Origin of the sequence: Erythrobacter sp. (assembly GCF_040217515.1) — a bacterium.
Lineage (GTDB): Bacteria > Pseudomonadota > Alphaproteobacteria > Sphingomonadales > Sphingomonadaceae > Erythrobacter.
In genome coordinates, this window is the sequence record NZ_JAVJPT010000007.1 from 184,757 (window position 1) to 203,782 (window position 19,026).

Genomic DNA, 19,026 nt, shown 5'->3' on the forward strand with positions numbered 1-19,026 from the left:
AACTTTCGCCCGCAGGTTGGGAACGACAGATCGGCGCGAGGCCGGCATCACCCATTGCCCACGGAGGAAAATCCGCATGACTTCTCTCACTTCGAAGAAGCTCGCGCTGCTAGGCATGACCTCGGGTCTCGCCCTTGCCGCGTTCCCCGCCATCGCCAAGGCGCAGGACCCCGATCAGGAAGTCGCCGAGGAGGAGCCCCAGCGCGGTGTCTCGTCGATCATCGTGACCGCCCAGCGACGCGAGGAAAGCGTGCAGGACGTGCCGATCGCAATCTCGGCCTTCGACCAGCAGGAATTGCAGACCCGCGGCGCGTTCACGGCGCTCGACGTGGCGCAGTTCGTGCCGAACCTGGTCGGTCTCAACAACACCGGGATCGGGACCGCGAACTCCTATTACCTGCGCGGGATCGGCAATTCGGAAAGCATCGCGACCTTCGACCCGCCGATCGGCACCTATGTCGACGACATCTACCTCTCGCGCCAGAACGCCAACAACCTTTCGCTGTTCGACGTCGATCGTATCGAAGTGCTGCGCGGGCCGCAGGGCACGCTTTTCGGACGCAACACGACCGGCGGCGCGATCAACGTCTTCCTGTCCGAACCGGGCGACGAGATCGGCGGCTATGCCGAAATCGGCTACGGCTCCTACGACATGAAGCTGGGCCGCGCGTCGATCGACCTTCCCCTGTCGGACAGCTTCGCCGTGAAGGTCTCGGGCTACTGGCAGGACGATGACGGCTGGGCGATCAACAACCTCACCGGCGAACGCACCAATGAAAGCGACGGTTGGGGCGTGCGCCTCGGCATGCGCGGCGAATTGTCGGACAGCGTGCGCTGGACGGGGTCGTATATCCACACCGTGTCCGAAGCGGTGAACCTGCTCAACTTCGATTGCGACCCGACCAATCCGGCCAATTGCGACGGGCGCTTCACCGCGACCGGCCTCACCCAGGGGGGCAATTTCATCAGCCCCGCCTTCGGCCCGCTGGTCGCCGGGGACAAGGCCAATCAGGGGCTCGGCAACAAGGCGACGATGGATTTCATCTCGTCCAATCTCGAAGTCGAGCTCTCGCCCGACTGGACGGTCAATTTCATCACCGGCTTCGTCGATCTCTCGCAGCAATTCGCGCTCGACTTCGCCGATGGTCGCGCTTTGCCGACCGCCGCCAACCCCGTCCCGCCGGTGGTGGGCTGGACCTATGGCGGCTTCAGCATCGTCAACGACGGGTCCCACACCCAGTTCACGCAGGAAGTGAAGTTCACCGGCTCGATCGCCGACGGCCTGCTCGACGTCGTGGGCGGCGTGTTTTATTTCCACGAGGACAACACGACCGATTTCGCCGACATCTTCACGCTGCCCATCGCGCCGCCGCCGGAGGGGTTTCCGCTTCTGCTGGCGGACCGCACCCTGGAGAACACAGCCGAAGCCTGGGCGGGCTACCTCCAGGCGGACCTCAACCTCACCGACCAGCTCACCCTGACGGCGGGTATCCGCTACACCGACGAGACCAAGACCTTCTCGATCCGCGACAACCGGGCGCGGGTGGGGGCATCGAACCTGTGCACGGCCGCCAACCAGTTCGGCCCCTCGCCCTGCATCGAGAACGCCAACCTAGTCGCGGGCAACGGCGCGCCGATCCCGACCGAGCAATCGGTCGATCTGTGGACGCCGCGCTTTGCCATCAATTACGCGCCGAGCGACGAGATCCTCCTTTTCGCGAGCGCCACGCGCGGCTTCAAGTCGGGCGGCTGGAATGCGCGTGGCACCACGCCGAACCTGCTCTTCCCGTTCGGCCCCGAAACCGCGTGGAGCTACGAAGTCGGCGCGAAGACCGAATTGTTCGATAACCTGCTGCGCTTCAACGTGACCGGGTTCTGGCTTGACGTGCAGGACCTGCAGACCCCGTCCGCCTTCGTCGCGCCCGACGGGTCGCTTACCTTCATCACCCGGAATTTCGCCGACTACCAGAACAAGGGCGTCGAGGTCGAGATCACGACGGTCCCGGTCGAGGGGCTCAACCTCTTCGCCGCGATCGGCTACCAGGACGACGAGTACGACATCGATCCCAACGCGCCGCCGCTCGATGAATTCGGCGTCCAGTCCGTCGCGGCCCAGCAGCAGGATTGCCTCGCCCAGCTGGCGGCGGGTCTGCTGCCCAATGTCGGCGGCGGGCCGGACGAGGCGGGTGCCTGCGGGGTCGGCATCGTCTCCCCCGACGGGTCGATCTCGACCCCGGTTCGTACCCCGGACTGGACGGTTTCGATCGGCGGCAGCTACGATATCGGGCTCGGGACCGACTTTACGCTGACCCCGGCCATCAACGCCAACTGGCGCAGCGACAGTGAGGTCGGCACGAGCGAAGTGACCTTCTTCGACCAACCGGTGACGGGCAATTCGGGCACGGTCTATCCGACCAATACCCTCGGCCTCGGCGATCCGATCGATCCGGTCACCGGTTCGTTCAGCGAGCAGCGCTGGATCGTCAACGGCACGCTCACCCTCCGCAATGTGAGCGGGTGGGCTCTGACGGCGGAATGCCGCAACTGCTTCGACGAGGAAGCGGTCGAAAGCAGCCTTGCGAACTACGCCTATCTCAACCCACCGCGCACCTGGATGGTCAGGGCCAGGTACGATTTCTGATGGTTCCAAAAGCGGCGGCGGCGGCGGTTCTGGCCGTCGCCGCCACCTTTCTCCCTTTCCCGCCGCTCTCCGCCCAGCTTGCGTCCGATGACGGCGTGGGACCATGGACCGAAGCGGTCGTCAGCGTCACCGATCTCGAAGAAAGCGCAGCCTGGCTGGTCGATCACGGCGGCTGGCGCAAAGTGGCGAGCGGCATGCTCGATGCTAGCGAAATCGCGTACTGGAAGCTGCCGAGCAGCGTTACCGGCGCATTCCTCAGAATCTGCGCACCGCAAGCGGACGAAGGCTGCATCCGCTATGTCCGCTTTGACGGTGTGGAAAAGCAGCGCCCGATCCGCCTCGCCGCGCGGCCATGGGACACGGGCGGCATTTTCTCGATCATGCTGCGCACCGAAGACGCACGCGCCGCCTTCGATGCCGCGATCGCGCGCGGGTGGTGGGCGGAGAGCCAGCCCTACGCGTTCACTTTCGGCGGCTCCGACCTCGTCAACGTGGTGATCCGCGGCCCCCACGGCGTAGGCTATGCCCTTTACGAGAGAAAAGCCCCGCCTTTCGACGGGTTTCCGGTCGGCCGCTTGAGCCGCGGTTTCAACGCGATGCGCATGGTTAGGGACCAACCGATAAGCGTTGCCTACTACCGCGACCTGCTCGGCTTCGGCGTGCTGTTCGATGCGCCTTTCACCGATCCCGAACCTCGCTCGAACAATTTCTCCGTCCCCGCCAATCTAGCCACGTCCCTCGTGCGGCGCGCCGCCGCGCTGCAGCCGGTCCTGCCGGGCGAGACGGGCCGCGTGGAAGTGATGGAATTCGAAGGGTTCGTCGGGCGCGACCTTTCGCGGCACGCCTCGCCCCCCAATCTCGGCATCGTCTCGCTGCGCTATCCGGTAGAAGACCTGGAGGCCTATCTCGAGGCGCTTGCCGGACGCGGGCTGGCGCCCGATTATGAGAGCGACGCGGTGACGATTCCCGGCATCGGTCCGGAACTTGCCAAAACCGCCATCGCCGCCTTTCGCGACCCGGACGGAAACCTGACCGAGTTCTACGATGCGCCCTAGCCTTGCCCTCCTTGCCCTTGCCGTTCTGGCCGCCCCTCTCGCGGCGCAGGACGACCCGCTCTTCGACAGGCGCTGGGAAAGCTTGCTTGCGGGCGGTTACGAACCGCTCACGATCCCCGTCGACTGGTACGATCCGGTGGCCGAAGTCGAGGGCGCACCCATTCCGGTCGCTACCACGACGCCGGCCAAGGCAGGCATCGCCCCCACGGCCCTTGCCGCGGCGGCGAGCTGGGCCGAGGCGCAGAATTCGACCGCGCTGCTGGTCGCGCGCGATGGCCAACTGGTGTTCGAGCGCTACTGGCAGGGCACGGGCCGCGACACGCGCTTCAACCCGCAGAGCATGTCTAAAACGGTGCTTGCGCTGCTCATTGGTATCGCGATCGAGCGCGGCGAAGTGGGCTCGGTCTCCGATCCGGTCAGCCGCTACATCACCGAATGGCAGGGCGAGGCGCGCGGCGCGATCCCGCTTCGCGCGATGCTGCACATGGCCTCCGGCCTCGAACAGGGCGACGACGGCTACGGCTACCGCGTAACACCGAAAAACCCCGTTGTGCGGCACAGCCTCGGCGGCGACTACACGCGCCTGCCGCTCTCTCTCGAGCCGGTCGGCGCACCGGGGGAGGCCTTCGACTACAACAACCATGTCAACCAGCTCCTGGGCATCGTGCTCGAGCGGGCGAGCGGGGCGGATTACGAGACGCTGCTATCCGAGCGATTGTGGAAGCCGCTGGGCCTGCATCACGCTGCCATGCCTCTGGACCGCGACGGGGGAATGGTCATCACCAGCTGCTGCATCCTCTCGCGCCCGGTCGATTGGCTGCGGATCGGCCAGCTGTTCGTATCCGGCGGGCGTTACGCCGGGCGACAGGTCGTGCCCGAAAGCTGGATCGAAGAGATGCTCGAACCCTCGCCGGCCTATGGCGGCTATGGCTACCAGCTCTGGGTCGGCGACCAGACGATCGGCGGCGAGCGTCCGCCGCGCGTCCCGCTCGTGCCGTGGCAGAGCGAACCTTTCGCGGCCGAGCGGGTTGTCCTCCTCCACGGCCATGGCGGCCAGCGCGTCTATGCCCTGCCCGACAAGGGGCTGGTCATTGTGCGAGCAGCGCGCGCATGGCCGCAAAGCTGGGACGACGCTGTGCTGCCCAATGTGATATGGCGGGGCGCGAATGCCATGGGAGAGAACTGAGTGAGCGCCAGCCCCACCCCCGACACCGCTGGGAGCGGCGAATTCTCGAAGGGCTGGAGGGTCCTGCTCGCCGGCGTGATCGGTGTCATGTGCGGCGCATCGCCCATTCCCTATAACGTGATCGGTTTTACCGCCGAACCGCTCAAGGCCGAATTCGGTTGGAGCCAGACCGAAGTTCTCGTCCCGATCACTCTGTTCGGCGTGATCGCGGCCCTGCTCGCACCGCTCTTCGGCTGGATGGCGGACCGTTTCGGCGTGCGCCCCGTCGCGCTTTGGTCGCTTGCCGCCTTCGGCCTCGCCTTCGCCGCGATCTCCCTCACTCCAACCGCGAACGAGCCCGAAACGCTTTATATCTATTACGGCTTCTGGGTCGTGGTCGGCCTTGTCGGGATCGGTTCGACCCCGGTGACGTGGAGCCGCGCGATCAATCTGTGGTTCTTCAAGCATCGCGGGCTCGCGCTCGGCATCCTGCTGATGGGGACCAGCATCGCGGCAATGGTCGTGCCGAAATTCGCGGTCTTCGTGATCGAGAATTACGGCTGGCGCTCGATGTTCGCGGCGGTGGCGCTGTTCCCCGCTGTCGCGCTCGTCGTCGCGTTTTTCCTGTTCCGCGAGCCGCGCCCCGAAGAACGACCCAGGGCGATCGAAAGCGCGACCGGCAAGCTGACCGGCGTTACGCTGGGATCGGCGCTCGGCAATTACCGCTTCTGGCTGATCTGGTTGTCGATCGCGCTGATTGCCGGAGCGTTCGGCGGGGCGTTCATCAACATGCCGACCATGCTGCGCCTGCGCGGCGTGGAGGCGCAGACCGCCGCAACCGTCATGGGCATTCTCGGTATCGGCATCTTCGTCGGACGGCTGGCGACGGGCGCGCTGCTCGACCGGTTCTGGCAGGGCTTCGTCGCCTTCCCGCTTTTGTGCCTGCCCGCGATTTCCGCCTGGCTGCTGCTTGGCGACAGCCTCTCCTTCCCGGCGGCTGCAATGGCGGGATTCCTGCTCGGTTTCGCTGCTGGTGCGGAAAGCGATCTCATCGCCTACCTCACCGGCCGCTATTTCGGGATGGCCAATTACGGCAAGATATATGGTATGCTTTACATGCCTTTCGGCCTGTTCAGCGCGGCTTCGCCGGTCATCTACGCACAGGTCTATGACCGCACAGGCAGCTACAATCCGATACTCGAGCTCTCGATTTTCGCGTTCATCGCAGGCGGGGCGCTTCTGTTGCTCTTGGGGCGCTATCCGCAAAGCTTTCCCGAAACGCTCGAGGCACCTCCCGAGGCCAGAATGGAGCCCGCCTGATGGCAACGCTCGCATCGGACAATCCCCTCGCCCCGGTTCGCAAGGCGGTCGGCGATACGCCGCTGCTGACGGATGCGGAGAGCCTCGCGCTCTACAGCCATGACGTGCTCTCGAAAGGCGCCGAGCCGCTTGCCGTGTTCCGCCCCGCCAGCGTCGAACAGCTCGCCGCCGGGATCGGCGCGGCGACCGGGGCGGGGATAGCCATCGTCCCGCGCGGCGGGGGCATGAGCTATACAGGCGGCTATCTCTATTCCGGCGGGCCGTTCCTGCTCGTCGATACCGCCGCGCTCGACCGGGTGATCGAGGTGAACGAGACCGACATGACCGTGACGGTAGAGGCAGGGATAAGCTGGGATGCACTCCACCGCGCGCTCGCGCCGAAAGGCCTTCGCGTCATGGCCTGGGGCACGCTGTCCGGCATCCGGGCGAGCATCGGCGGGGGCATGAGCCAGAACGGTGTCTTCTGGGGCGCGGCGCGGGGCACCGCCGTGGACAGCGCGATCCGTTTCGACGTGGTGCTGGCGGACGGGACGGTGCTGTCGACGGCTTCCGATTTCTTCCGCCCCTACGGCCCCGACCTCACCAGCCTTTTCGCCGCCGATTGCGGGGCCTTCGGAGTGAAGGCGAGGGTGACCTTGCGGCTGGTGCGCGAGGCGGAGGCCTTCGCCTATGGTTCGTTCAGCTTTTACAATCACGCCGGGCTTTTGCGCGCGATGAGCGAAATTGCACGGGCCGAGCTCGCTTCGGAAAGCTTCGCCTTCGATCCTTTCCTACAGGCGCAACGAATGAAACGCGATTCGCTTGCCAAGGATGCGAAGCAATTGGGCAACATGCTGAAATCCCAAGCGAAGTCGGGCGGCATGTTCAAGGCGCTCAAGGAAGGGGCCAAGGTCGCGCTCGCGGGGCGCTCCTTCCTCGAGGGCGTGCCTTTCAGCCTCCATTGCATCGCCGAGGGCCGCCACCAATCGGCGGTCGATGCCGACATGAAGCGCATCGGCGAAATCGTGCGCGAACAGGGCGGCAAGCCGGTCGAGAATTCGATACCCAAGATCCTGCGCGCCAATCCCTTCCCGCCGCCCAATTCCATGCTCGGCCCCGAAGGCGAGCGCTGGGTTCCGGTCCACGGCTTTTTGCCGCATTCGAAACTCGTCGCCGCGTGGGAGAGGCTCGAGGCGCTCTGGGCCGAAAATGCGGGCGAGATGGAGCGCCTGAAAGTCGAGACCGGCGCGCTGATCGCCGCCACGGGCCGCACCTCCTGCCTGATCGAGCCGGTCTTTTTCTGGCCAGGCCGGCACAATCCGCTCCACCACCACGCAGTCGAAGCCGACCACATGGCGAAGCTTGTCGCGGCCCCCGACAACCCGGAGGCCAACGCGCTGGTCGATCGCCTGAAAGCCGAGGTGATCGCGATCTTCCGCGAAATGGGCGCGATCCACCTGCAGGTCGCGCGGACCTATCCGCTCAAGGAAAGCCATTCGCCCGAGGGCTGGGCGATCCTCGAGGCGCTCAAGCAGCAGGTCGACCCCAATGGCCTGATGAATCCCGGCTCGCTCGGGCTATAGATGGCTCTCGATCTCGACCGCAGGCGCGCGTTGGCCGCAGGATTGTGCGCAGGCGTGGCGGCGGCCTTGCCGCTCGGGGCAGCAGAAGGACAGAACGTGACACAGACCGGCACCTATTCGGCCATGGCGATGCAATTGACCGCGCGCTCGCTCGAACGGCTCGGCCCGGACGATGCGCGCGCGGCGATTCTCGATCACATCGCCGAGATCGAGGGACAGATAAGGACCAGCGCGATCTTCGTCGCGGGCTATGCCGGAAAGCCGGTCAAGCTCGTCGTGCTGCCCGAATATCTCTTCACCTCCTATCCGGTGCGCATTTCGATCCCCGATTTCGCCGCCAAGGTCGGGTTTGCCGCCGATGGCCCGGAATACGAGGCGCTGGGCGGGGTGGCGCAGCGTCTTGGGGTCTTCCTCGCGGGCAACGCTTACGAAACCGACGAGGCCTTTCCCGATTTCTACTTCCAGACCTGCTTCATCGTCGCGCCCTCTGGCGAAGTGGTGCTGCGGTATCGTCGGCTGCTTTCCATGTTCGCGCCCAGCCCGCATGATGTGTGGGAGGCCTATCTCGATACCTATGGATTGGAAGGCGTCTTCCCTGTCGCGCGAACCGAGATCGGCAACCTCGCCGCAATCGCCAGCGAAGAAATCCTCTATCCCGAAATCGCCCGCGCGCTTGCTTTGCGCGGGGCCGAGGTGCTGTGCCATTCCTCCAGCGAAATCGGCTCCCCGCTTGCGACCAACAAGGACATCGCCAAGCAGGCGCGCGCCTTCGAGAACCTCGCATTTGTCGTCAGCGCCAACACGGCGGGTATCTCCGGCACGGCCATGCCGCTGTCGAGCGCGGAAGGGAACAGCCAGGTGGTCGACTGGAAGGGCCGCGTGGTGGCGCAATCGGGCGACGGGGAGACTTTCACCGCCTTCGCCCCCATCGACCTCGCGGCCTTGCGCGAAGCGCGCCGCACGCCCGCGATGACCAATACCCTCGCCCGCCAGCGTCCTGCGCTCTTCGCCGCCGCCTATGAAGCCGCCGCCGAGCCCTTCCAGGGACCGGACGGGATGATGGCAGGCGGCAAGGCGGCGATCCCGGAGCGAGACTATTTTGCAAGGGCGCAGGAAGAGGTGATCGAGCGGCTGATGAAGGCAGGAGTGATTTGATGAAACACAGGAATGTTCGCGGGAAGATCGGCTACACCTCGACCAAGCCCGAATGGGCCGGGCGCGAGCGTGGGCGCGAATGGTTCAATTTCTCGCACCATTCCGACGGCTCGATCATCATGAGCGCCCAGTGCGAGATCGAGGAGCCGGATCCGACGGTGCTGCGCAACATCACCTATCACATCGGCCCGGACATGGTGCCGTATAACCTGCTGGTGCACCTGACGCTGGGCGACGAATTCCTCGGCTCGGGCTGGATGCGGCACGATGCAGGGGCCGGCACGATTTCCTGCGAAAGCTATGGGCCGAGCATCGGGCGCAATTCCGAATTGCGCGAGGATGTGGGCGACTTCGACGGCTTCGGCACGCACCCGGTCGTGGGCGATGGTTTCCTGACCAAGATCATGGATGTCGCCAAGGGGCCCCACAAGCGCAAGCTTCGCGTCTTCCTCCCCTCGCCCGACCACCGCGGGGCGACCCCGCCGCAGATCTCCGAGGTGTTCATCACCCTCGAATATGTCGGCGAGGAGGAAAAGACCGTCGCCGCCGGGACCTTTGCCTGCCGCCATTTCCGCTTCATCGACGACGCGCCCGAAGGCATGGGCGGCAAGACTCATCCCGATTACGACATGTGGGTGACGGCGGACGCAGACAACGTGCTCGTATACGGCTCGATCGACGGCTACATGATGAACCGCTACGAACTAGTCGAGCTGGAGCGCTAATTAAGCGACCCGCACCATGACCTTGCCCATGTGCGCGCGCGCTTCGAGGTGGCGATAGGCGTCCGGCGCGTCGGCGAAGGCGAAGTCGGCATCGACCAGCGTTTCGACCCCGTGCTCGGCCATTGCGGCAAGCGCGGCCTCGAACATCCCGCGATGGCCGCTGGTGATGCCCTTGATCGTGATGTTCTTGCCCAGCACCGGCCCTTGCGCGAAATCGGCCGTGTCCTGCGGCGAGCCCGACAGCGCGCCAAGCGTCCCGATGCGCCCCTCGACCCCAGTGGCTTCCAGCGTCTGGGCGAATTCGCCAAAGCCCAGCGTATCGACCACGATATCCGCCCCGCGCCCGCCGGTCGCCTCGGTCAGCGCCGTGCCCCAATCGGACCGCTCGCGGTAATTGACGGTGTAGTCCGCGCCCATTTCGCGCGCGCGGGCGAGCTTGTCGTCGCTCGACGAGGTGATCGCGACCTTAGCCCCCAGCGCCTTCGCCAGTTGCAGCGCATAGACCGCGACGCCGCCTGTGCCCTGCGTGAGCACGAGTTTGCCCGACAGGTCGGCGCTGCCATCGTTCCCGAAGGCGATCATCGCGTGCCACACCGTGCCTGCGACCACGGCGAGCGTCGCGGCCGTTCGGTCGGACAGGGCCTCGGGGAGCTTGATCGTCGCCTTCGCAGGCAGGACGATTTTCTCGGCCAGCCAGCCGTCGATCGTCACGCCGATATCGCGCCCGAAAATGTGAAATCCAAACGGACCGTCAGGGTCCCAGTCGACGAAATTCGCCGCCACGACCCGGTCGCCCACGGCGAGACCCTCGACCCCGTCGCCCAGCGCCTCGACCACGCCGACCCCGTCGGTCAACGGGATGCGCGTTTCGGGGAGATCTGAGCCGTAGTGCCCGCGCAGGATCATCAGGTCGCGGTAATTGAGCCCCGCGCCCGTCACGCGCACCCGCACCTCGCCCGGCCCCGGCTGCGGCGCGTCGCGCTCCACCATGCGCAGGCTGTCCACCCCGCCTCGCGGACCGATCTCCCAGGCCTTCATCCTCACGCTTCCCTGATGGGCGCAAAGACGCGCTCGATGAATTCCTTCGCCTTGGCGTCACGATCCACGGCTTCGCCCGACTTTGCCTCTTCCAGTGCGAGCAGGCGTTCCTCCTGCACCCAGACCTCCTGCGCGAGGTTCATCACCACCGCGACGAAGCGGTCCATCGCGGGATCGGCGAAGAAGCGCGGATTGCCACCTTCGTCATAGAGGCTGGGTGGGGCATCCTCGGGACGCAATTGCTCGCTCATCACTTTTTCCAGGCTCCGAATCCGTACCACATGACCCCATCGGCAAGCCGGCCGGTGGTCTGCTGGCCGACGCCTTCGGCGCGGTCGCCTTTAGCAGCGTCGATCACCGCTTGCTGGCCATAGATGCCGATGGAGGGCACGACGAATTCGAAGAAATCCTCTTCGGCAAAGCCTGCGCGGGCGCACAGCTCGCCAGGCACCTCGTCGCGGTAGCCCTTGTAGTAGGGCTCGTTGTTGTAATAGCTGTCCCAGTCGAGGTAAAACCCCTCGAACGGGCCCATCTGCTCATTCGGCGGCAGTTCCATGTGGACCATCAGCCCGCCGGGTTTGAGCACGCGATACGCCTCCTCGAAGCACTTCGCGCGGGCCTTCTTCGACAATTCGTGGAGGAACATCGACGACCACACGACGTCGAAACTTTCGTCTTCGAACGCGAGATCATCGGCGCACATCTGCTCGAAGTGCACTTCGCACCCTTGCATCTTCGCCCGCGCCGAGGCGTAGCGAAGCGGGCCGGGCGCGGCGTCGATCGCGACGACCTCGGCCTCGGGGTATGCCAGTTTCCACGGCAGCGTGTTGTGGCCCACGGTGCAGCCCGTATCGAGGATGCGCGACGGCGCGAAATCGGGAAAGCGCTGGCGGATATAGCGGCTCATCGACAGGCCGATATCGTCGAGATTCGCCCCCATCAGCCCCATCGAGAACACCGCGAGCCCCCGGTCATAGACCGCGCCCGCTTCGAGGCTGTCCTCGCCCCGCACATAGCTGCCCGGCATCAGGTGGACGTCGATCGCGTGGACGTTCTTCGGCACCTCCAGCGCGGGGTCGAGCGTGAGCGAGCCCGGACCCTCGGCCCTGCGCGCTTCCTCGGCGAGCCTTTCGGCCTCGCGCTCGACGCTGTCGGCGACGCTCGCCCAGACCATCTTCTGCGCCTGCACGCGCATCGCCGAATAGATGTTGAAGGCCGGATCGCCGCGCAGCGCTTCGTGCGCCTCGCGGCTGGTTTCGGGATCGCGCCCGTGCGCCTTGCGGAAGGCGGGGGCGGCGCGCTTTTCATAGGCCGCACCCATGTCGGCGGCGAGGTCGTTCAGTATGAGGCTGCGCATCCCCGACACGAAACGCCCGCGCGCGATTTCGTCGGGCGTTGATCGCGCCTTCATCGGATGCTGGAGTTCTACGGTCATTGCGTGCCTCCTTCTGCTTCGGGGCCCACCACGGGCTCGTCCACCTGCTCGATCCTCGCGCCCGCAAAATCGGCGGTGAATCGGTTCTCGCCGACCTTCCCTAGCATATCCTGCCGCAGCGGTGCCTCGGCATAAATGGTGACGGTGTAATCGCCAGCCGGAGGGTCCTGCCGGATCGGGAGAATCTCTTCGCGATAGGCGCGGCTGTTCCAGAAGGCGCGCGCGTTTGCGATGCAGGGAAAGCGCACGGTCAGATTGACGTAGTCCGGCGGCACCTCGCCTTCGAACACTTCGATGGGGCGCGGGACGGTGACATAATAGCCGCCGAGCTTTTCGTAGAGCCTGCTCTCGGCGATCGCCCTGCCATAGGCCAGCATCCGGTCGCGGTCGAGCGTACGCCCCTCGACCACCATGTAGACCGGTGCGTCGCAGGTCGATTGCGGCGGGGGCGGGGCGGCTCCGGCCTCGACGCCGGCCGATTGCAGGATGAGAACGAAAGCGGCGGCGATCATGGGGCGGGGATCCTTTCCTCGTCGCACAGGGTGCGTTTCCACGGCTTGCCGTCCCTGAACCACTGCCACGTGCGCGCGCGGCTCTGCCCATCAGGGGCGATGTTAATCATCTCGACATAATACGCACCCGGCACGTCGATGCGGTCGAGCTTGAGCATCAGCGTGTCCTCGGCCGTCTGCCAGCCGTAGCCCGAAAAGCGGTCGGTCGCCCAATGCAGCCGCTCGCCCTCCAGCCGGCCGCCGAATTCGAAGGTCGCTTGGCGGCCGTCCTCCCAGCTTAGCCAGTTGTGCTGGATGTAGTGCCACTCGCCCGCATCGGGGAATTCGCAATGCGTCTTCACCCGGTGCGCGTCGATCAGCGCGCCGTCCGCGTCGTAGTGGCGATACCACCCGTCCCACCACCCTTCGTGGAGGAACATGGCGGGCATCGCCGCTTCGAGCTCGGCGCGGTTGCCCATCAGGAGCCTCCCCGCTCGGCATAGGCATCGATGGGCATCGGATCGCCCATCTGGCGGATGAGCGCCTGCTCGCGCAGGAAGCGGAGCATTCCGGTGTCACCCATGCGGCTGGGGCCGAGGCCCGAGCAGCCGCGCGACTGGTTGGTGGCATCACCGACGAAGCTCGTCATCGCCCCGTCCTGAAGCGAGATGGCCCCCGCATCGAGCCGCACGCCAATCGCCGTCGCCTCGTCAAGCGCGGCCGCCAGCACTGCGGCGGACAGGCCGTATTCGGTGTCGTTCGCCTCTCGAATCGCGTCCTCGATATCGTCATAGACCCCGACCGGTATGACGGGTCCGAAGGTCTCCTCGCGCATCACTGCCATCTGCGGGGTCACATCGGCGAGCACGGTCGGGCGGAGATACTTCCCGCCGCCCAGCACCTCGACCTCGCCGCCGGTCAGCACCCGCGCGCCGTGATTGCGAGCGTCGTCGATATGGGCCTGCACTTTTTCGGCCTGCGCGGGGAAGATGAACGGGCCGAGATGGCCCTTTTGCGGATCGGGATATGTCAATTCGACCCGCTCGGCGGCGGCAACCAGCGCCTTGAGGAAAGGCTCGGCGATTTCGCGCGCCACGTAGATCCGCTCGATCGACTGGCAAGCCTGTCCGGTCGCGACCACGCTCGAACGCAGCGCCACGCCCGCGGCCCAGTCGGGGTCGGCCCCGGCGGTGATAATCATCGGGTCCTTGCCGCCCAGTTCGAGATTGGCCGGGATCAGCGCGCGCGCCGCCGCCTCGGCGACCTTGCGCCCGGTCGCGGTCGAGCCGGTGAAGCAGACATAGTCCACCTCCTCGATCAAGGCCTGCCCGACCTCCGGCCCGCCCATGACATAGGCGAGCGGGAGTTCGGGAACCTCGGCCAGCACGGCGCGCATCGGCTCGACGAAGCGCGGGGTGACCTCGGACGGCTTCACCATAGCAGCGCAGCCCGCCATCAGCGCCGGGACCGCGTCGATGTGGCTGAGGATCACCGGGAAGTTCCACGGGGCAATCGCGCCGAACAGCGGGAAGGCGGAATAATTGGTGACGATCTCGACACCCGGCACAGCGGACGGATGCGCCTCGACGTCGAGCCGGTCGAACAGCTCCGGCCCGCGCTGCGCCCAGCGGCGGATGTTCCCGGCACAGCCCTGCACCTCGATCATCGAGACAGTGCCGCGCCCGGTATCGACCGCGAGCGCCCCGGCGATTTCGGCGGCGTGCGCGTCGATCGCATCGGCGAAGCGGGTGAGGACGACCGCGCGCCCCGCCGGGCCGATATCCTCCCAGCGCCCCTGCATCTCGCGCAGCCGCGCGGCGGTGACGGCGATTTCCTCGCGCGAGCTTTCGAGAAAGTCGTAGTCCTCCTCGCCGGTGCGCGGGTTGCGGGCCTTCATTGCTGGCTCTCCCAGGAAGCGACGATGTCCTCCCCGCGCGCGAACCATGCCTCTTCGCGCCCCGCGAGGTCGGCGAGCAGGGCCTCCAGCGCGTGGATGCGATAGGGCAGGCCGATGATGTAAGGCGTGAGGTGGACAGGCAGCATCCGCCCGCCGCCCGTCTCCTTCGCCTCGCGGGCGAGCCAGTCGAAGGCGTCGCGCAGGCTCTCGCCCCAACTGTCGGCGCTCTTCTGCTGGACCGTCACGATCTGGCGGTCGGAAAGTTCGTGGTTGAGCGGCAGGTCGATCAGGCCATTGGAAAAGCGATAGGGCATTTCGTCGTTCACCCAGTCGCAGCAATAGGCGAGGCCTTCATCCTTCAGGATGTCGAGCGTGTGAAAACTCTGTTGGCGCGCGATGGAAAGCCAGCCCTTGGACCGCGCGCCCGTAGCCTTTTCCAGCCGCGCCATCGCATCGGAAACCAGCGCGCGCTCGGCCTCCTCGCCCAGCGAAGCGTCGATGGTCCCGTTCATGTCGGTCGAATGGGCAATGATCTCGTGCCCGCCGGCCTGCACCGCTGCGATCAGTTCGGGGTAACGCTCGGCAATCGCGGCATTGGCGGCGAAGCTGGCCTTGACGCCCGCTGTCTCGAACGCCTCGAGCATCCGCCACGCGCCGACGCGGTTGCCATAGTCGCGCGCGGTGTAGTGGCGGTAATCGGGATAGGGCGTGACCATGTGGCCGGGTGCCTTGAAGGGGCCGTCGGGGACAATCGGAAACCATTCGAGGCTGACGCACAGCCACAATGCGACCGAGCCTTTCGGCCATGCGACGGGCCGGCGGGCGTGCAGGTTCGACCATTCGTAAAGGTCGTGGTCGTAACCCTCGCGGCGCTTCGGATATTGCGTGTAGCTGCCGGGCAAAGTGCTCATGCGACCTGCTCCCTCCACGCATCGACGATCTCGCCTGCGGTCGCGAGCCATGCGCGGCCGTCCTTGGCGATGTGCTCCAGCGCCTCCTCGAACGGGCCGATGCGGTGGGGCTGGCCGATGAGGTAGGCGTGCAATGGAATGCACATCACCGCGCCCGACGCAGCGCCTTCATCGGCCAGCCGTTCGTACTGCTTCACAAGCGTCTCGGCATATTCTCGCCCGCTCATGTTGTAGACGAAGAAGCCGTAATGGTCGTTCACCTCGAGGCTGTAGGGGATCGAGGCCAAGCGGCCTCGCGCAACCTTCACCTCCTGCACCTGGTCGTCGTGATAAAGGTCGCAAGTATAGTCGAAGCCATATTCGGCGAGCAGGTCGAGCGTGCGCGGCGTGTGCGTGAGGGCGGGCGCGAGCCAGCCGCGGATGCGCTGGCCGGTAGCCTGTTCGACCGTCGCAATCGAATCCTCGATGATCGCGCGCTCCTGCGCCTCGGTCATGTCGTAGGAATAGCGAGTGTTGTAGATGCCGTGGCTGAAGAACTCCCACCCGCGCTCGGCCGCGTCGGCGACGACCTCCGGATGATGCTGGCACAGCGCGACCGAAAGGCTGACCGAGCCGGGAAAGCCGTGGCGGGTCATCACCTCGGCCATGCGCCAGTGGCTCACGCGGTTGGAATGGTCGCGGTGGGAATAGCCCACGACGCTGGGCGCGGGATGCGGCCAGGGATTGCGCTTGGGATGGATCGGCGGGTCGATCTCGTAATATTCGAGATTGGGCGCGACCCAGACGGCGACAGGTTTGCCGCCCGGCCATTCGATTTTGGGGCGGCCCTTGTAGGGGTGGTAGTCGTAAAGCCCGGGATCGGCAGCGCCTTCCTGCATCAGCGCGCCTCCAGCCAGTCGATCACCGCCTGCACCGGCTCGACATCGGCATATTTGAGCTGGAGATCGGTAAGGTTGGCGAAATGATAGCTCTCGTGCTTGTCGGCGCAGGTCTCGATCGGCACGATCGTGCGGTATCCGTGGGAAAGCGCATCCACCGCCGTCGCCCGCACGCAGCCGCTGGTCGAGCCGCCCGTCACCACCACCGTGTCGACCTTGTGCCAGACGAGATAGCTTGCCAGCGGCGTTTCGAAAAAGGCGCTCGGCATCCGTTTCGTATATTGCAGGTCGTCCGCGTCGATCTCGCAGCGCGGGTCGAATTCGTGGCGCTCGGAATCGTATTTGATGTTCTGCAAGCTGTCCTCGGTGTCGGTGCGCGTGCCCCACACGCCGGCATCGCCCGCGTCCGCCTTGTAGGCGACCCGGCTCCAGATCACCGGCATCCTCTTTTCGCGCGCGAGGGCGGAGATGCGATTGATGTATTCGATCTGGCGCGGGTCCGTCTCGTAGGCAGTCTTGAACAAATCCGTGCGGGTATAGGCCTGCTGGACGTCGACATTCACGATCGCGAGCTTTTCGCCGAAGCCGAATTTCTTGCGCGCCGGATTGGCCATCACCTCCTCGAAGATCGCCCGCGCGGTGCGGCCGTCCTCGACCATTTTCGTGCCCACGAGATCCGTCATGAAGCTCCCCTTTGCAGCCAGTGCTTTGGCGGCGCGATAGGCGCGTGTCCGACACGCGAACGAGGCATGCCCTGCGCTTGTCCGACTGGCGATCTTTCCGCTTTGACAGCGCACAATAAAGCCGCGTAAGGCCATGTCGAGTGAAATTTGTCCGGACAACTTGCGCACCGGACCGGTGAAAGGGATCAGTCTTGCCGAGCCAGCAGCACGCGATCACCCGTCATGTCCTCACCCTCCCCGAGCAGGATGGAAAGCGCGCGCGCAAGGTCCATTATCGCCGCTGCGGACAGGGCCCGGCGCTCCTGATGGTCCACCAGAGCCCGCGCTCCTCTGCCGAATATGTCGAGCTCATGCGCGAATGGGGCGCGCATTTCACCTGCATCGCCCCCGACACGCCCGGCTTCGGGCAATCCGATCCCCTTCCCGGCGAACCGGGGATCGACGATTTCGCCGATGCGATCCTCGAATTCGCCGACGCGCTCGGCATCGCCCCTTGCGCCGCTTACGGATTCCATTCCGGCGGGATCATCCTCGTCACCGCGATCAAGCGGCGACCGCAAGCCTTCCGCTGCCTCGCGGTCGGCGGCTACGCGATCTGGACGGCCGAGGAGATGCGCATTTTCGGCGAGTCCTACCTGCCGGAATTCGTGCCCCAGCCCTATGGCGAACACCTTGCCTGGATCTGGAACCGCATCCTCGAGCAGAGCTGGGTCTTCCCGTGGTTCGACACCCGCGAGGAAGCGCGCATGTCCATCGCCCATGCCGATGTGGAACAGGTCGCCCGAACGGTCTCGGAGATGCTCGACGCGGGCGAGCATTACCGCGCGGGCTATGGCGCGGTCCTGCGCGCGCCGCGCGACATTCCGGCGGCCGATGCGGACGTGCCGCCCTGCCTCATCAGCGCCTATGACGGCGATCCGCTGCAGGCGCATATCGACCGGCTGGGCGAAATGCCCGCAAGCTGGAGCGCGAAGAAGGTGACAACGCCGAAGGAGCATCAGGACGCGAGCCTCGCCTTTCTGAAGGAACATGGCGGCGATGCACCCTGCAACGACCTGCCCGAGGACGCAAACGAGGGCTGGCTCGCACTCGATGGCGGCCTCGTCCACTGGAAGGGGACGCGCGGCGCGCAGCATCTCGCGCTCCCCGCCCCGGCGCGCGAACTTGAAGAACCCGGCGAAGGCGAGCTTGCGATCGACCTCCCCGGCCACGGCCAGTCGGACGATTTCGAGGATATGCGGGGGGCACTGCGGGATGTCATGGCGCACCTCGACCTCGCCGAAATGAAACTGCCCGGCCTCCCGCAGGGCGAACCCGAAGGGCTCTATCCCGACATGGCCCCGGACCGTTTCGGCCTCTACCTCCAGCGCGCATGGCAGGTCGCCCGCGCCGAGGCCTTCTTCAGCCCGTGGTACGAGGCGAACGCCGCGCACGCCGTCCCGCTTCGCCCCGAAACCATCGCCACGCCCGCTGTCCACGCCCGCGCCCTAGCCCGCATCCGGGCGGGCTCTGCGGCGCGCCGCTGGCATGATACCCTGACCGCAATCCAAGGAGAGACGTGAATGATCGACATGGCCAAGGAAATGCCGCTGCTCGCCCGCCACGAAGGCGTTTGGGACGGAACCTACACCTATTTCAACGCCGACAACGTGAAAGTAGACGAACACGCCAGCCGCCTGCTGTGCCGGATGACCGGCGACGACGAGATCCCCTATCACCAGACGAATTACTACACCTGGCCCGACGGAAAGACCGAAATCCGCGATTTCCCCGCGACCTATCGCGACGGGCGCATCTGGTGGGATAACGAGCTGATCCAGGGTTGGGCGGCCGAAGTCGGGCTCGACGACAAGAACCGCACGATCATGCTCTACTGGCAGCGCACGGGCGACCCCTCGCTCTACCTCTACGAGCAGATCCAGATCTCCGACGACGGCAAGGACCGCTGCCGCACCTGGCACTGGATCCGCGACGGCAAGTTGGAAACGCGCACCGCGATCCAGGAGCATTTTGTCACCAAGGACTGGAAGGCAATCGACGAGGAAATGAAGGCCCAACACGGCGCCTGAC

The 19,026-nt window shown here is 65.7% G+C and carries 18 protein-coding genes; 9 read left to right on the forward strand and 9 right to left on the reverse strand.

Features of this window, described 5'->3' with window-relative positions; genetic code table 11:
* The first annotated feature begins 76 nt into the window (after positions 1-76).
* From RIB52_RS09310 to RIB52_RS09340, 7 genes are all read left to right on the forward strand, one after another.
* Entirely contained in the window at positions 77-2,641 is a 2,565-nt protein-coding gene (locus RIB52_RS09310; RefSeq protein ID WP_350175148.1) for a TonB-dependent receptor, read from the forward strand.
* A complete protein-coding gene (locus RIB52_RS09315; protein ID WP_350175149.1) occupies positions 2,641-3,696 on the forward strand; it encodes a VOC family protein in 1,056 nt (351 codons plus the stop codon). Before RIB52_RS09310 ends, RIB52_RS09315 begins: the two co-directional genes overlap by 1 nt.
* Complete coding sequence (locus RIB52_RS09320) at positions 3,686-4,882, forward strand: serine hydrolase domain-containing protein (protein ID WP_350175150.1); 1,197 nt, start codon at positions 3,686-3,688, stop codon at positions 4,880-4,882. Before RIB52_RS09315 ends, RIB52_RS09320 begins: the two co-directional genes overlap by 11 nt.
* The gene (locus RIB52_RS09325; protein WP_350175151.1) at positions 4,883-6,181 is read left to right on the forward strand and encodes an MFS transporter; all 1,299 of its coding nucleotides are present in this window, start codon (positions 4,883-4,885) and stop codon (positions 6,179-6,181) included. It abuts the gene before it with no gap.
* Positions 6,181-7,743: an FAD-binding oxidoreductase gene (locus tag RIB52_RS09330; RefSeq protein ID WP_350175152.1), complete on the forward strand. Its 1,563-nt coding sequence runs from the start codon at positions 6,181-6,183 to the stop codon at positions 7,741-7,743. The genes RIB52_RS09325 and RIB52_RS09330 overlap by 1 nt, the downstream gene beginning before the upstream one ends.
* 96 nt (positions 7,744-7,839) lie before the next feature.
* Entirely contained in the window at positions 7,840-8,898 is a 1,059-nt protein-coding gene (locus tag RIB52_RS09335) for a nitrilase-related carbon-nitrogen hydrolase (RefSeq protein WP_350175153.1), read from the forward strand.
* Positions 8,898-9,623: a DUF3108 domain-containing protein gene (locus tag RIB52_RS09340; protein WP_350175154.1), complete on the forward strand. Its 726-nt coding sequence runs from the start codon at positions 8,898-8,900 to the stop codon at positions 9,621-9,623. Before RIB52_RS09335 ends, RIB52_RS09340 begins: the two co-directional genes overlap by 1 nt.
* Here RIB52_RS09340 and RIB52_RS09345 read toward each other — a convergent pair whose 3' ends face one another.
* The 9 genes from RIB52_RS09345 to RIB52_RS09385 are packed head-to-tail and all read right to left on the reverse strand — an operon-like array spanning position 9,624 to position 16,956.
* Positions 9,624-10,661, reverse strand: coding sequence for a zinc-dependent alcohol dehydrogenase family protein (locus RIB52_RS09345; RefSeq protein WP_350175155.1), 1,038 nt, complete (start codon positions 10,659-10,661; stop codon positions 9,624-9,626). It abuts the gene before it with no gap.
* 2 nt (positions 10,662-10,663) lie between these two features.
* Positions 10,664-10,912 carry a hypothetical protein gene (locus RIB52_RS09350; protein ID WP_350175156.1) on the reverse strand — a complete coding sequence of 83 codons (249 nt, stop codon included), beginning with the start codon at positions 10,910-10,912 and terminating at the stop codon, positions 10,664-10,666.
* On the reverse strand, positions 10,912-12,096 hold the full coding sequence (locus RIB52_RS09355; protein ID WP_350175157.1) for a class I SAM-dependent methyltransferase: 1,185 nt from the start codon (positions 12,094-12,096) through the stop codon (positions 10,912-10,914). Before RIB52_RS09355 ends, RIB52_RS09350 begins: the two co-directional genes overlap by 1 nt.
* Positions 12,093-12,608 carry a DUF1330 domain-containing protein gene (locus RIB52_RS09360; RefSeq protein ID WP_350175158.1) on the reverse strand — a complete coding sequence of 172 codons (516 nt, stop codon included), beginning with the start codon at positions 12,606-12,608 and terminating at the stop codon, positions 12,093-12,095. The genes RIB52_RS09355 and RIB52_RS09360 overlap by 4 nt, the downstream gene beginning before the upstream one ends.
* Entirely contained in the window at positions 12,605-13,066 is a 462-nt protein-coding gene (locus tag RIB52_RS09365) for a hypothetical protein (RefSeq protein ID WP_350175159.1), read from the reverse strand. The genes RIB52_RS09360 and RIB52_RS09365 overlap by 4 nt, the downstream gene beginning before the upstream one ends.
* Positions 13,066-14,484, reverse strand: coding sequence for an aldehyde dehydrogenase family protein (locus tag RIB52_RS09370; protein WP_350175160.1), 1,419 nt, complete (start codon positions 14,482-14,484; stop codon positions 13,066-13,068). Before RIB52_RS09370 ends, RIB52_RS09365 begins: the two co-directional genes overlap by 1 nt.
* Positions 14,481-15,395 (reverse strand): polysaccharide deacetylase family protein, encoded by a 915-nt coding sequence (locus RIB52_RS09375; protein ID WP_350175161.1) that lies wholly within the window; start codon positions 15,393-15,395, stop codon positions 14,481-14,483. Before RIB52_RS09375 ends, RIB52_RS09370 begins: the two co-directional genes overlap by 4 nt.
* On the reverse strand, positions 15,392-16,273 hold the full coding sequence (locus tag RIB52_RS09380; RefSeq protein WP_350175162.1) for a polysaccharide deacetylase family protein: 882 nt from the start codon (positions 16,271-16,273) through the stop codon (positions 15,392-15,394). The genes RIB52_RS09375 and RIB52_RS09380 overlap by 4 nt, the downstream gene beginning before the upstream one ends.
* Positions 16,273-16,956 (reverse strand): isochorismatase family protein, encoded by a 684-nt coding sequence (locus RIB52_RS09385; RefSeq protein WP_350175163.1) that lies wholly within the window; start codon positions 16,954-16,956, stop codon positions 16,273-16,275. Before RIB52_RS09385 ends, RIB52_RS09380 begins: the two co-directional genes overlap by 1 nt.
* A 191-nt stretch (positions 16,957-17,147) precedes the next feature.
* On the opposite strand from RIB52_RS09385, the gene RIB52_RS09390 reads away from it, so the two are divergent.
* Positions 17,148-18,518 (forward strand): alpha/beta fold hydrolase, encoded by a 1,371-nt coding sequence (locus RIB52_RS09390; RefSeq protein WP_350175164.1) that lies wholly within the window; start codon positions 17,148-17,150, stop codon positions 18,516-18,518.
* Positions 18,519-19,025: a DUF3598 domain-containing protein gene (locus RIB52_RS09395; protein WP_350175165.1), complete on the forward strand. Its 507-nt coding sequence runs from the start codon at positions 18,519-18,521 to the stop codon at positions 19,023-19,025.
* Position 19,026 lies beyond the last annotated feature (1 nt).

Bases quoted from the DNA above. Each gene is read 5' to 3' on its own strand.
- RIB52_RS09330 (WP_350175152.1), top strand. From the start codon at position 6,181: ATGGCAACGCTCGCATCGGACAATCCCCTCGCCCCGGTTCGCAAGGCG.
- RIB52_RS09370 (WP_350175160.1), bottom strand. From the start codon at position 14,484: ATGAAGGCCCGCAACCCGCGCACCGGCGAGGAGGACTACGACTTTCTC.
- RIB52_RS09350 (WP_350175156.1), bottom strand. From the start codon at position 10,912: ATGAGCGAGCAATTGCGTCCCGAGGATGCCCCACCCAGCCTCTATGAC.
- RIB52_RS09310 (WP_350175148.1), top strand. From the start codon at position 77: ATGACTTCTCTCACTTCGAAGAAGCTCGCGCTGCTAGGCATGACCTCG.
- RIB52_RS09385 (WP_350175163.1), bottom strand. From the start codon at position 16,956: ATGACGGATCTCGTGGGCACGAAAATGGTCGAGGACGGCCGCACCGCG.
- RIB52_RS09320 (WP_350175150.1), top strand. From the start codon at position 3,686: ATGCGCCCTAGCCTTGCCCTCCTTGCCCTTGCCGTTCTGGCCGCCCCT.
- RIB52_RS09365 (WP_350175159.1), bottom strand. From the start codon at position 13,066: ATGGGCAACCGCGCCGAGCTCGAAGCGGCGATGCCCGCCATGTTCCTC.
- RIB52_RS09340 (WP_350175154.1), top strand. From the start codon at position 8,898: ATGAAACACAGGAATGTTCGCGGGAAGATCGGCTACACCTCGACCAAG.
- RIB52_RS09380 (WP_350175162.1), bottom strand. From the start codon at position 16,273: ATGCAGGAAGGCGCTGCCGATCCCGGGCTTTACGACTACCACCCCTAC.
- RIB52_RS09345 (WP_350175155.1), bottom strand. From the start codon at position 10,661: ATGAAGGCCTGGGAGATCGGTCCGCGAGGCGGGGTGGACAGCCTGCGC.
- RIB52_RS09360 (WP_350175158.1), bottom strand. From the start codon at position 12,608: ATGATCGCCGCCGCTTTCGTTCTCATCCTGCAATCGGCCGGCGTCGAG.
- RIB52_RS09375 (WP_350175161.1), bottom strand. From the start codon at position 15,395: ATGAGCACTTTGCCCGGCAGCTACACGCAATATCCGAAGCGCCGCGAG.
- RIB52_RS09355 (WP_350175157.1), bottom strand. From the start codon at position 12,096: ATGACCGTAGAACTCCAGCATCCGATGAAGGCGCGATCAACGCCCGAC.
- RIB52_RS09315 (WP_350175149.1), top strand. From the start codon at position 2,641: ATGGTTCCAAAAGCGGCGGCGGCGGCGGTTCTGGCCGTCGCCGCCACC.
- RIB52_RS09395 (WP_350175165.1), top strand. From the start codon at position 18,519: ATGATCGACATGGCCAAGGAAATGCCGCTGCTCGCCCGCCACGAAGGC.